The following is a 12,980-nucleotide window of genomic DNA, read 5'->3' as shown; positions in this document are numbered from 1 at the left end:
TTTCTTTTATGCTGATAGCTAACTGCTAAAAGCCAATAGCTAAGAAAATAAATCACTCGATAAATACCTGTCCCCGCGATCGCAGATGATACTAACGATAATGCCACTACGCAGTTCCTGAGATACCCGCACTGCCGCTGCTACAGCGCCTCCGCTGCTCATTCCACAGAAAACAGCTTCTTCTTTTGCCAGTCTTTTGGTCATGATCCTGGCTTCTTCTTCTGATATATCCATGATGCGGTCTACTCTTGGTCTTTCAAATATTTTAGGAAGATATGCCTCCGGCCATTTGCGGATGCCGGGAATTTTGGAACCATCTGTAGGCTGGCAACCTACTATCTGTACCTCCGGATTTTGTTCCTTTAAATAACGCGATACGCCCATAATTGTACCGGTAGTACCCATCGCGCTCACGAAATGAGTGATGGCGCCTTCCGTATCCTTCCATATTTCAGGTCCGGTAGTCTTGTAGTGCATGCCGTAGTTGTCAGGATTGGCAAACTGGTTCAGCATAAAATAACCACCCTGGGCTACTTTGTTGTTGGCATAGTCTATAGAGCCTTCCATTGATGACTCCTTCGGTGTGAGTGTTACTTTGGCGCCGTATACTTCCATCGTGAGTACACGCTCCCTGGTGGCATCAGACGGCATTACCAGTTCAATCTCCAGTCCAAACAGGCTGGCAATCATGGCCAATGCAATGCCGGTATTACCACTGGTAGCTTCAATCAGTTTCATGCCCGGCTTAATATCACCCCTGTCCAGCGCCCCTTTGATCATACCATAAGCAGCCCTGTCTTTCACGCTGCCCGCGGGGTTGTTGCCTTCCAGCTTGGCAAATATTTTCACCGCCGGATTCACCGAAATATTTTTTAATTCTACCATCGGCGTATTACCGATGAGATCTATGATGGAAGCCATTGTATTCTATTAATCCTGATTTGTGTCTGAAAATTTATGTTCTGCTTTGTAATAGATCCTGGAAAATGGTTCTACACTTTTAATGAGCCACACATTACCACCAATCACACTGTGATGGCCTATTATAGTATCTCCGCCCAGTATAGTGGCGCCGGCATAGATCACTACATGTTCTTCAATAGTAGGATGCCTTTTGCTGCGCGCCATGCTCTTTTCTATGCTCAGCGCTCCCAGGGTAACGCCCTGGTACAGCTTTACATGCGGTCCTATGACGGTTGTTTCCCCGATAACGATGCCGGTTCCGTGATCTATACAACACCAGGGCGCAATCACTGCTCCCGGATGAATATCCACACCGGTACGGGAATGTGCCAGTTCTGTAATCATACGCGGTAACACCGGTATTTTCAGGTTGTACAGGGCATGCGCAATGCGATAAAAAGCAATGGCATAAAAACCCGGATAAGCCCGGATCACTTCATATATACAGGATGCAGCCGGGTCACCCTGGTAAATGGCGCCTGCATCTTTGGTCAGTTCGTCATAAATAACCGGGACTTTACTCATAAAAGACCCACTCAAAGCAGCTGCATCTGTGGGCAACTGATGCACCATAGATTGCAATAACTGCTGTAACTGTGCTTCCAGCTGATGGCTGTATTGCTCCAGTACTACCGGATCGGCCATTACCTGACCTGTGTGCTCCGGAAAAAGCCAGTTGACCAGATTGCTGACGAAATCATCTACTGCACCGGTAGCCGGATAGGCATTCGCCGCTGCCAGTTGGTGCCGCCGCTTCAACTCTTCCAAAAAATCATTCATATGCGGATGGATATTACAGGTATTGGCACTTTATATATGATGAAATTACGCATAAATCCTGTAAAGGTAGTAGACTGTTTGCTGAATTTCAAGAGCTTTTAGCTTTTAGCTGCCAGCTGTTAGCACAATGCAGCGAAGATGAGCAATACCACTGTATTACACTAACAGTTATATCGCTATCTATCAACGTTAACCGCTATCCCAATCGGCAAAAGACCCAAAGCTAATGGCTGTTAGCATAATGCAGCGAAGATGAGCAATACCACTGTATTACACTAACAATTATATCGCTATCTATCAACGGTAACCGCTAAAATCCCCTCGCTATCCCCATTCGCTAAAGACTAACAGCTAACAGCTAATGGCTAACAGCTTCCTCCACTCATAGGCCCCTTCCATGATCAGATCAAATACCGGATCCTTGATATCGTAGTACGCATCTGCGTTATGCGGAAAATATTTAGAGAGTTGTTGTTTCACTACAGCATAGGCTTGGGCAGCATGTGGGTGTGTACGCAGATAATCCCGGCACAGCAATGCATACTGCTGATTAAACCTGCCGGCTACCCGCACATGCAGATTGATTCTCCTGTTATTCCTGAAATAATAATCTTTTTGTAGTTCTATGTCTGCCAGGTCATCCCTGCCTGGTGGCCGGTGATCTGTCAGGTGCGCCTTTCTCGTATATCCCAGCTGTTCCAGTGCCGGCTGTAATGGTAAGTCCAGTGAGGCTACGGTTACCTGTACGTCAATCACATCCTTCGCAGGCAAACCCGGCACACTGGTAGAACCAATATGATCAATGGCCAGCACATATTCCCCCAGGGCATTTTTCAGCTGCAGGGCAATCTCCCGGTACTCTTCCGGCCAAAGGGAATTATAGGACACAATCTCAATTGTTTCCGACATGTTAAATGATATTAGATATACTGCAATTTTAACTGATTAATCTTTATTTTTGCCCGTTGTATAAATGGCAGCTAATTGCTGGTAATACAAAATCAAACTCGATTATGGCTAACATTCTAATAATAGACGACGAAAAAAGTATTCGTAAAACGCTCACGGAAATTTTAAGTTATGAAGGGTATAAGGTAGATGAGGCCGCAGACGGCATGGAAGGATTTAAAATGTTCCAGGCAAAGCCATATGATGCCGTTTTGTGCGACATCAAAATGCCTAAAATGGATGGACTGGAATTTCTCGAGAAAGCACGGGAAGTGAACGGTGACATTCCTATTATCATGGTGTCTGGCCACGGCAACATTGATACTGCCGTAGATGCTGTGAAAAAAGGCGCCTACGACTATATTTCCAAACCACCGGATCTGAACCGCCTGCTCATTACCCTGCGTAATGCCATGGATAAAACCAACCTGGTCACCGAAACCAAAACCCTGCGCCGCAAGGTAAATAAGGTGCCGGAAATGATAGGCCAGTCAAGCCCGCTGCTGAAGATCAGGGAAACCATAGAAAAGGTAGCCCCTACAGATGCCCGGGTATTGGTGACGGGCGAAAACGGAGTAGGTAAGGAGCTGGTAGCCCGTTGGTTGCATGAACGCAGCAACCGCGCCGCCGGCCCTATGGTAGAAGTAAACTGCGCTGCTATTCCAAGTGAATTGATAGAAAGTGAATTGTTTGGTCACGAAAAGGGGTCCTTTACTTCCGCGGTTAAGCAACGCATTGGTAAATTTGAACAGGCCAGTGGTGGCACCCTTTTCCTCGATGAAATAGGGGATATGAGTCTCAGTGCTCAGGCAAAAGTATTACGCGCTTTACAGGAAGGGAAGATCACCCGCGTAGGTGGCGATAAAGAAATCAGTGTGGATGTTCGTGTAGTGGCAGCTACCAATAAAGACCTGCTGCAGGAAGTAGAAGGCAAAAATTTCCGCCTGGATTTGTATCACCGTTTAAGCGTGATCCTGATTCACGTACCTTCCCTGAACGATCGGAGAGATGATATTCCTTTACTGGTAGATAGTTTCCTGGACAGCGTTTGCAGTGAATATGGTATTTCCCGTAAAGCAATAGATAAAGAAGCGATGAAAGCCCTGCAAAATCACAACTGGACCGGTAATATCCGCGAACTCCGAAACGTGGTGGAAAGGTTGATCATCTTATCCGGTAAAACCATTACTGCAGATGATGTGGATGATTTCGTAGTACCTGCCCGCGATAAGAAAAAAGTAAGTTCTTAATCAGCTATATGCAAAAACACCTGTATCTGATCAGTGGACTTGGAGCGGATGAACGCATTTTTAATAACCTGCGTTTCCCTACCAACTACCAGGTGCATCACCTGCAGTGGATCGCTCCCCTGCAGGATGAACCCATCAGCCGGTATGCCGCCCGTATGGCAGAAGGCATTACGGCTGATGGGCCTGTTTCCCTGATGGGTGTATCCTTTGGAGGTATGATGAGCCTGGAAATAGCCCGGCATATCCCCGTAGAAAAGAATATCCTGCTTTCCAGTATTAAACTCAGCTCGGAAAAACCACCTTATTACAATTGGGTAAAACGACTCGGCCTGCACAAACTCCCCGATCAGATTCTTTACCAGCGCAGGAATGTCATCGTCAGAAAATTTCTCAATATAGAAACCGAAGCAGAGCGGACACTGGTAAATGAATATCTCGCGAAGCGGGATTATACCTATATGCGTTGGGCTGTAAATGCCATCCTGCATTGGGAAAATGACGAAGTGCCCGAAGGACTGGTCCATATTCATGGCGCCAAAGACCTGCCTTTCCCCGTTAAATACCTGAAACCGACCCACCTGATCCCCGATGGTGGCCACTTTATGGTGCTGAACCGCGCCCGCGAAATCAATGAGATATTAGCAGGCGTACTATAACTGATTACTAAAAGACAACAACTTTTCCAGGCTTTCCGCTATTACTACATTCGCCGGCAATGGGTGTGTCAGCAACTTCGTCTGCGGACCAGCCACCAACAACTTTATATCCGGATATTGCTGGCTGAGTTTTGTCGTCAGCTCAGTGATGGTAGAGGAAGAAAGATTGGTGAGTAAATGGGTATAAATATGGGTTACCTTCTTTACAGCCAGGTAAGCATGCAAATCGTCCAGTGGCACATTGGCCCCGAAGCTGGTCACCAGTTTACCCTGTTTTTTCAGCAGGTATTGTGCATATAACAGCGGAATCTCATGAAATTCCCCCTCCGGTAAAAACAACAGGAAATGTTCTGTAGCAGAAGGATTCATGGGCTGCCCGTCAATCGCTGTCATTATTTTGGTGCGGATAATGTTGGAGGAAAAATGTTCCTGCGCGGGTATTACGTTCCCTGTTAACCATAATACGCCTATCCTTTCAAGAAAAGGATACACCACCTGGGTAATACATTTTTCAAAGCCCAGGTGTAATACCTGGTTATAAAAAATGCGCTCAAACTGTTGATGGTCATAGTCGAGGGTGGCAGCAATCAGGTCATTTACGGGTAACAGGGTGGATTTGCCTTCCACCGCAATTTCCAATGACAATTTGTTTTGTTCCGTTGCCGACAAAGCAGCTATGCGCGAGATCTTTATCCCGTGATGGTATAAATAGGCTATGCGCAATAACGTTTTCAGATCATCGCTATCATATGTTCTATGATTAGTGTCCTTTCTCCTGGCCTGAAAAAGCGGATAACGTTGTTCCCAGATCCTTATTGTATGTGCCTTTATACCGGTAAAGTTTTCAATATCCTTAATGGTAAATGTATTCAACGCAGGTATAGTAAAAAGTCAAATTTAGGCAATTCATTTGTCGTGGCACCATATGGGCGAAAATTATAATAAACTATCTTTTAATCTATTTTTAAGAAAACTTTTGTAAAGTAATAGCTACTGGCTAACAACAGAATATTATATTTGCCTTTTTAAGCATCTAATAAGCGTAACTGAATGAACCTGGCATTTTGGAAAAAAAACAAAGACAGTCAGCCAAAGAAAAAGAAATCTGCGGTTAGAGAATGGTTAGACGCTGGTATCTTCGCTATCATAGCAGCCACGCTTATCCGCACCTTTATTTTTGAGGCCTATACGATCCCGACCCCCTCTATGGAAAAGACCTTACTTGTGAACGATTTTCTGTTTGTAAGCAAGATCAGTTACGGTCCACGTATCCCCATGACTCCCCTGGCAGTGCCTTTTGTGCACCATACCCTGCCCTTCACTAAATCTGCCAAAGCTTATTCTGAAGCGGTAAAATGGAAGTACAGACGCTTACCCGGCTTTTCCGACATTAAACGCTATGATGTAGTGGTATTTAACTTCCCGGAAGGTGATACCGTGGCCATAGATTCACCCGATCCCAGTTACTATAACATGGTAAGGGCAAATGGCTGGCAGGCAGTACAGAACTCATTCCAGATTATTCAACGCCCGGTAGATAAGCGCGAGAATTATATTAAACGTTGCATGGCACAAGCCGGCGATACCTTACAGATCATTCATAGCGCTGTATATATCAATGGTAAGGCAGCACCTGTTCCTGCCGGTAGTCAACATAAATACATTGTAGAAACCACCGGTGATCAGCTGAATTCCAGCAGACTGGAAGAATTAGGCATTGCTACTACACCGCCAGACTTCTACCAGATTGATGGTAACAAATTTCTGTATAACCTCACACCGGCAAATGTTACTGCGCTGAAACAATTCCCGATCGTTAAAAGCGTGACGACCTACGAGGAATCTAATTTCGCAGACTTTAATTACAACAGCGTTTTCCCGCATGATACCGCGCATTTCAAATGGACGGATGAAAACTTCGGTCCTATGTATGTGCCTAAAAAAGGAGCTACCGTTAAACTGGAAGAAAGCAATATTGCCTTATACGACCGTATTATACGTGTATACGAAGGCAATACATTGGAAAGAAAGGATGGTAAATTCATTATCAATGGTCAACCTGCTGATTCCTATACTTTCAAAATGAACTATTACTGGATGATGGGTGATAACCGGAATAACTCCCTGGATTCCCGCTTCTGGGGTTTTGTACCGGAAGATCACGTAGTAGGTAAGGCGTGGCTGATCTGGATGAGTTACGGAGAAGGCGGTATCCGCTGGAGCCGTATCTTCAGAAATATTAAGTAAGTAATTGTACCTAAATATAATTTAAAGTAAATTACGGACCGGCATATCGCCGGTCCGTAGTTGTCTTACCCCGACAAGCCCACGGCCGTAAGTACTACCCAAAAACGCTGATATGGAAAAACAATCGCTGCATATTGAATACCTGGTTTACGATGAAATTACTGGCCTTGATGATGCGGATGCATGGCTGCTCAAGGAAGCCCGCGAAGTAACAGCATATGCCTACGCGCCTTATTCACATTTCCAGGTGGGAGCCGTCATCAGACTGGCTAATGGTGAAATAGTAGCTGGTTCTAACCAGGAAAATGCATCTTTTCCGATTGGTTTATGTGCAGAAAGAGTAGCGCTGGCTTCTGCAGCTTCTGTATATCCCAATATTGATATTGACACCATTGCTATCAGCTATCATAATATCAATGGTGATAGTTCGCATCCCATTTCACCCTGTGGCATGTGCCGGCAGGCGATATCTGAATATGAAGCGAAACAGGATGCCCCTATCCGGCTTATTTTGGGAGGCCTGAGTGGTAAAATATATGTTATTAACCGTGCAAATGACCTGTTACCGCTGTCTTTCAGTGGAGATGAACTTAACGGCTAGAAAATAGTATATATAATTTATTGCATATAAACTATATATACTCTATATTTGTCCGGCACCCACTTTAAGTGCCGCGATTCATGAAACCCTGCCAGCTCATAATCAGTATAGGTACCATTATACTATTTACTGCAATCTATAGTGAACCGGCAGCGGGTTACTTTGATAAGAAACAGCGGATAACGGTAAACTATCGGCCAGGTCTATACGTTGTTAAGGATACGCTGGTAATAGCAGCCCGTTATCAACAGCAGGCGCACGACCTGTACGACAAACGTCTTTTTAAACAGGCAATTGTGCAATGGAAAAAAGTGTTGCACTTGCAACCTGCCAATGCTTTTGCTATGTTTATGCTCGGAAAATCGTATATGGGTGCAGGTGAGCAGGAGAAAGGGGAAGCCCTCTGTGATAAAGCTATCCTGATAGGAGAAAAAGAAGTGACTACTGATAAAATTATTTGCCACAGTGTAGAAGGGTTTTAAACAGCGCATAAAGGATAGGCAAGCTCCTTTTTTCGTTGCTGCTTACTGTGGTATTTTCTTCGGCAGTTTCGGCCACGGCGGCCGCAAGCTGCTAACGCTGTGATTCGTAAGGCTTGCAGCGTTTATTTAAAAAAAGAAAAGGAAGGCAAATCGCCTTCCTTTTTCTATTATATAAAAAATGCTTTTTACATCCGTTCTGGTACCCTGATCCCCATTAATTTCATACCCTGCTGAATGATGTTGGCAGTGAGCATGATAATTTGCAGGCGCAGTTTTTTCTTTTCTTCTGTAGCCGCTCTTACAATGGAATAGGTAGGTACCCCATCTACTCTTTCTCCATAGAAGGAATTGAATAACTGTGCAATGGAGAAAATATAATTGGCAATAACAGAAGGACTCAACTCACGATAAGCTTCTGCTAGCACGCCTGGGAATTGTTCGTTCAGTATGATCAGTTCTTTTTCCAGCGGTAACAATTCACCGGTATAACTGAATGTAGCCAGATCTGCTACCGGACCTGCTTCCCTGATAATGGATTTAATACGCGCATGTGCATACTGGATGAACGTGGCGGTGAATCCATGCAGGTCAATAGATTCTTTAGGATCAAAGATCATTTTCTTTTTTGGATCTACACGCAGCAGGAAGAATTTCAAACCACCCATACCTACAGTATCGTATAGTTCATGGAGTTCTTCTTCAGAAAAAGTATCCAGTTTTTTACCGAGTTCTTTGGCATTTTCTTCCGCAGTCTGTATCATTTCAGTGATCATGTCATCTGCATCCACTACAGTGCCTTCCCTGCTTTTCATACGACCATGTGGTAACTCTACCATGCCATAGCTGAGGTGCAGGAGACCCGGAGCTGAGGGCTCGCCCAGTTTTTCCAGGATCAGTTGCAGTACTTTGAAATGGTAGTTCTGTTCATCTGCTACTACAATCACACTCTGGTCCATATGGTAATCCTCGTATTTCAAACGGGCAGTACCCAGATCCTGTGTCATATATACAGAGGTGCCATCTCCACGAAGCAGCAGTTTCTGATCAAGTCCATCGGCAGTGAGGTCTATCCATACAGAATTGTCTTCTTTTCTGAATAAAACGCCTTTCTCCAGTCCTTCTGCTACGAGGTTTTTACCTAACAGGTAGGTTTCACTCTCATAGTACATCTTGTCGAAATTAATGCCCAGGCGATGGTAGGTTTCTGCAAAGCCTTCATACACCCAGCTGTTCATGGTAGCCCACAGTTCCCTCACTTCAGGGTTACCGGCTTCCCATTGCTGCAGCATAATTTTGGCCTGCTGCATGATCTCTGTCTTATTCCGCGACATCTCTTTGATGTCGTCCATAATCTTGGCCGTTTTTTCTTTATCTTCTTTTACTTCCGGCTTGTGCAGCGCAGTAACGAGTTTCTCCAGTTTTTCCACTTCAGCACCTTCAAAATCGGAAAAGTCGTTTTCCAGTACCCGGTCGATAATAGGTTCGGCCTGTTCTTTTACCACAGACTCAAACTTCACATAGTAGTCACCTACCAGGTGATCGCCCTTAATACCGCTGGATTTCGGTGTATCACCGTGTGCAAAAAGTTGCCATGCCAGCATAGATTTGCAGATGTGAATACCGCGGTCATTTACCAGGTTGGCCTTGATCACTTCAAAGCCATTTGCTTTCATAATTTCAGCAATGGAAAAGCCCAGGAAATTATTACGCAGGTGCCCCAGGTGCAAAGGTTTGTTGGTATTGGGAGATGAATACTCCACCATGATCTTTTTACCATTGGCGGGCTGTATCCCGATGTTTGCGTTACTATAATTTGTATGCAGAAATTTAGTCCAGTAGGCATCGTTGATGCTCAGGTTCAGAAAGCCCTTTACTACGTTGAAACGGGAAACCAGTTCCGGGTTATGAGCCGTCAGGTATTCGCCGATGCGTTGCGCTGTTTCTTCCGGTTTTTGTCGGCTGAATTTTGTGAAAGAGAAAACTACAATGGTATACTCACCTTCGAATTCAGGTTTGGTCGTATTGATTGAAATGTCTGCTTCAACTAACGGCTGATCGTAAAGTGATTTAATGGCGGCCACGGCGGCCGTTCTGATGGTTTGTACAACACTCATGCTGAAAATGATTAATGCGAGGGGCAAAGATAGTCAATTAGCAGAAAGCATAAGGCATAAAGCAAAAAGCTATTGTGTAGAATATCTGCTGATATCTGCTACACAATAGCTTTTTGCTGTATGCTTTTCGCCTTATGCTTAGAATTGGTAAGACAGGCCGACCTGTGCTACTGAATTTTTGTGATTGAAATTGTCGGAATCAAATACATTGGTCAGGCCAAAATTATACCGGGCATTCACACCCAGTCCCATATCAAATGTATAACCGCAACCAAAGCCCAGTCCGAAATCGATAGATTTCACATCGTCTTTAACATCTGTAGTGTTGTTATTGACTCTGTACTTTGCACTGGCAAGGATGCCAAGCTGCGGACCCGCTTCTACATAAAATGCGTCTGCGATCGTGTATTGAACCATTACCGGCACATTCACATAGTTCAGCTTCACAGTGCTGGGAATATGGCCCAATCCAAAAAATACACTGGAATTCAGTTTTGTTCCCTGGGCAGAATATACTACCTCAGGTTGTATGGCCCAGCTTTTATTCAGTCCAATGTTGATGAAACCACCTGCATTAAAACCTGCCAGGGTTTTAGACTCATCAAAGGCGGTGAGTTTGGAAATATTCAAACCCCCTTTAATACCAAATTTTACGTTTTGTGCTTGTACTGCCAGCATAGTTCCGATGGCTAACACGCCAGACAGAATAAGTTTTTTCATGATATGTTCTTTTATGTACGGCCCAGTTTGCAATAAGTATGCCGTTTTTATACAGTAGCAGCCACATCTCTCCTTGTAGAAAACTACAAATCTTTCAACATCCAGCTGTCACAGCCAAAATGGCCGGTGTTACCCATCGGTCCTGTCAGGTACCTGAAACCGAATTGTTCATAAACTTTTCTTGCACGGGCTAATTCGGGGCTGGTTTCAAGGTAGCACTGCGTATAGCCATTTTGTTTAGCATAGTCGAGGCACAAGGTAATAAGCTTGCCTGCGAGGCCCTTACCGCGGGATTCCGGAAGCAGATACATTTTTTGCAATTCGCATATATGTGCTTCTCCGCCATCCAGTGGATGAATACCAGCGCCTCCAATAACGCGGCCTTCCATTTCTGCTACGTAATAAATGGCGCGGGGAATATCGAAGAGTACAGATAAGTGGTCGGTGGTAGGATCTGAAAATGCGGTACCGGCCTTGTTCATACCGAATTCTGTCAGGGTGGTTTTTACTATGCTGGCTACCACCGGATCATCTGATGCCACTATCGTTCTGATTGTTATTGGTTCCATAAAATGAAAGTAGGGATTTTTTTAGTTTTCAGAAACCTTACTGAAAATTAAAAAAATCCCTACCATTTTATAGTATTATTCCTAGAATATGGTAAACTCTACTCTTCTGTTCTTTTGTCGGCCTGCGGCGGTTTTATTGCTGGCAATAGGCTGTGACATGCCATAACCTACGGCTTCAATTTTGGAGGCATTGACGCCTTTTTCCACCATGTAAGCTTTAACGGATTCCGCTCTTTCTCTTGACAGGGCAAGGTTCCGGTCCTTACTACCTACATTGTCGGTATGTCCGCTCAGTTTCAGGTTAAGGTTTTTGCGTTTCAGCAGATCTGCGACTCTGTCCAGTGCAGGATAGGAGTGCGGCTTGATGCTGGCTTTGGCAAAATCGAATTCCAGGTTGCGGATCGCTTCTTTTACAATACGGGTATCTTCTTCGGTAATTACTATTTTTTCTTCTTTCTTTTCTATTACCGGTACTGGCAGCGGGCAACCGGAGCCATCTACCTTGGTATTGGCAGGAGTTCCCGGGCATTTATCGAAGAAGTCAGAAACGCCATCTCCATCACTGTCTTTTGTCAGTTTATCTACATCAGCCGTCAACCTGGCATTGTTTTGATTGGCAGCATCCAGTGAGGCGGCAAGGGTGGCTTTTTGTGCCTCCAGCTCATCGTACATGGCGCTGGCAGGGTTATGAAATTGCAGTTGTTTCTTTCCTTTCTTACCCAGTGCGAATTCCAGCCCGGCGTAGCCATAGGAGTATTTATCCTTGTTGGGGCCATGTGGATAGCCATCCAGGTTATCCCCATCCGTATAATACATCGTGTATCCCAGATCCAGGTTGATCACCTCTGACAATTTGAACTTCAGCCCGGCCCCTACAGGAATAATCAGTTCCTTAATAGCTTTATCGTCTGATTTATAATTTACCTGGGTACCATTGTTTAACTCCATTGTTGGCTTGTATCCAGCCAATCCGCCACCCACAGAGGCATACAGCGAAACGAAGTTTTGCCTGAATAACCAGTTGACGGTAGTAATATTAAACACGGCATTTAACGTGGCAGACCAGGGAAGTTTGGTTTCAAAAGATTTGTAAGGGCTCACAAGCGGCTTTCCATTCCCCAGGCTTTTACTGTTGTCGGCCTGCAACTTACCACCCACATAATCAGCCCTTAGAGCCAGAAAGTGGAGTATCTGGTATTTTACATAACCGCCATAACCGGCAGCTCCCTTCCATTTAGTGAAGTCATTACTGCCACCAGTGGGGACTACAGGTGCCAATACGCCGCCATTGATGCCAATGGACCAGACTTTGTAGTCACCGGGGCCACGGAATAATCGTACAGATGGAGTAGCACTAACGGCAGAAGTGGCGGATGGTTGATCCTGAGCCTGGCTCATCATCGGGGTGGTTGCTAACAACAGGCATGCAACCCTCCATAGAATGGATTTGTTCATAAGAATAACGGTTAGGTTATACAATTTTATACCAATAAAAACCGGTAGGACAGGAATGAAATAGCTTAAAGGAAGGCGAGGCTATGAACAATTTTGTGTTTTGGGTTATTTAGTTATTAACGTCTTTGGGAATAGCTGACAGGCTTAATAACTAAATACTATCATCAAATATAGGGTACCTGACTGACATAATTT

The 12,980-nt window shown here is 44.7% G+C and carries 13 protein-coding genes; 5 read left to right on the top strand and 8 right to left on the bottom strand.

Annotation, left to right across the window (positions count from 1 at the left end):
* Nucleotides 1-39: 39 nt before the first annotated feature.
* From cysM to AC1DCV_RS26155, 3 genes are all read right to left on the bottom strand, one after another.
* A complete protein-coding gene (gene cysM / locus AC1DCV_RS26165) occupies nt 40-921 on the bottom strand; it encodes a cysteine synthase CysM (RefSeq protein WP_477025939.1) in 882 nt (293 codons plus the stop codon).
* Nucleotides 922-930: 9 nt separating this feature from the next.
* Entirely contained in the window at nt 931-1,743 is an 813-nt protein-coding gene (locus AC1DCV_RS26160; RefSeq protein ID WP_477025938.1) for a serine O-acetyltransferase, read from the bottom strand.
* A 351-nt stretch (nt 1,744-2,094) separates the two neighbouring features.
* A complete protein-coding gene (locus AC1DCV_RS26155) occupies nt 2,095-2,652 on the bottom strand; it encodes a GrpB family protein (protein ID WP_477025937.1) in 558 nt (185 codons plus the stop codon).
* A gap of 104 nt (nt 2,653-2,756) precedes the next feature.
* Here AC1DCV_RS26155 and AC1DCV_RS26150 point away from each other — a divergent pair, with 104 nt between their 5' ends.
* Together AC1DCV_RS26150 and AC1DCV_RS26145 are read left to right on the top strand one after the other, a co-directional pair.
* Entirely contained in the window at nt 2,757-3,941 is a 1,185-nt protein-coding gene (locus AC1DCV_RS26150; protein ID WP_477025936.1) for a sigma-54-dependent transcriptional regulator, read from the top strand.
* Between the two features lie 8 nt (nt 3,942-3,949).
* Nucleotides 3,950-4,597: an alpha/beta fold hydrolase gene (locus AC1DCV_RS26145; RefSeq protein ID WP_477025935.1), complete on the top strand. Its 648-nt coding sequence runs from the start codon at nt 3,950-3,952 to the stop codon at nt 4,595-4,597.
* Here AC1DCV_RS26145 and AC1DCV_RS26140 read toward each other — a convergent pair.
* Nucleotides 4,592-5,470 carry a MerR family transcriptional regulator gene (locus AC1DCV_RS26140; protein WP_477025934.1) on the bottom strand — a complete coding sequence of 293 codons (879 nt, stop codon included), beginning with the start codon at nt 5,468-5,470 and terminating at the stop codon, nt 4,592-4,594. The genes AC1DCV_RS26145 and AC1DCV_RS26140 overlap by 6 nt on opposite strands.
* A gap of 177 nt (nt 5,471-5,647) precedes the next feature.
* On the opposite strand from AC1DCV_RS26140, the gene lepB reads away from it, so the two are divergent.
* From lepB to AC1DCV_RS26125, 3 genes are all read left to right on the top strand, one after another.
* Nucleotides 5,648-6,844, top strand: coding sequence for a signal peptidase I (lepB, locus tag AC1DCV_RS26135; protein ID WP_477025933.1), 1,197 nt, complete (start codon nt 5,648-5,650; stop codon nt 6,842-6,844).
* A gap of 112 nt (nt 6,845-6,956) precedes the next feature.
* Nucleotides 6,957-7,445: a cytidine deaminase gene (locus AC1DCV_RS26130; RefSeq protein ID WP_441577485.1), complete on the top strand. Its 489-nt coding sequence runs from the start codon at nt 6,957-6,959 to the stop codon at nt 7,443-7,445.
* A gap of 80 nt (nt 7,446-7,525) precedes the next feature.
* The gene (locus tag AC1DCV_RS26125; protein WP_477025932.1) at nt 7,526-7,927 is read left to right on the top strand and encodes a hypothetical protein; all 402 of its coding nucleotides are present in this window, start codon (nt 7,526-7,528) and stop codon (nt 7,925-7,927) included.
* A 185-nt stretch (nt 7,928-8,112) separates the two neighbouring features.
* On the opposite strand, the gene AC1DCV_RS26120 is transcribed toward AC1DCV_RS26125, so the two are convergent.
* From AC1DCV_RS26120 to AC1DCV_RS26105, 4 genes are all read right to left on the bottom strand, one after another.
* Nucleotides 8,113-10,041 carry an arginine--tRNA ligase gene (locus tag AC1DCV_RS26120; RefSeq protein WP_477025931.1) on the bottom strand — a complete coding sequence of 643 codons (1,929 nt, stop codon included), beginning with the start codon at nt 10,039-10,041 and terminating at the stop codon, nt 8,113-8,115.
* Nucleotides 10,042-10,179: 138 nt separating this feature from the next.
* Nucleotides 10,180-10,761, bottom strand: coding sequence for a porin family protein (locus tag AC1DCV_RS26115; protein WP_477025930.1), 582 nt, complete (start codon nt 10,759-10,761; stop codon nt 10,180-10,182).
* Between the two features lie 83 nt (nt 10,762-10,844).
* Complete coding sequence (locus tag AC1DCV_RS26110; protein ID WP_477025929.1) at nt 10,845-11,330, bottom strand: GNAT family N-acetyltransferase; 486 nt, start codon at nt 11,328-11,330, stop codon at nt 10,845-10,847.
* Nucleotides 11,331-11,411: 81 nt separating this feature from the next.
* Nucleotides 11,412-12,785 (bottom strand): OmpA family protein, encoded by a 1,374-nt coding sequence (locus tag AC1DCV_RS26105; protein ID WP_477025928.1) that lies wholly within the window; start codon nt 12,783-12,785, stop codon nt 11,412-11,414.
* Nucleotides 12,786-12,980: the final 195 nt, after the last annotated feature.

The organism is Chitinophaga sp. 10T418 (assembly GCF_056394125.1).
The sequence above is the reverse complement of the archived record's forward strand: the minus strand, read 5'-3'. Positions and strand labels throughout refer to the sequence as shown.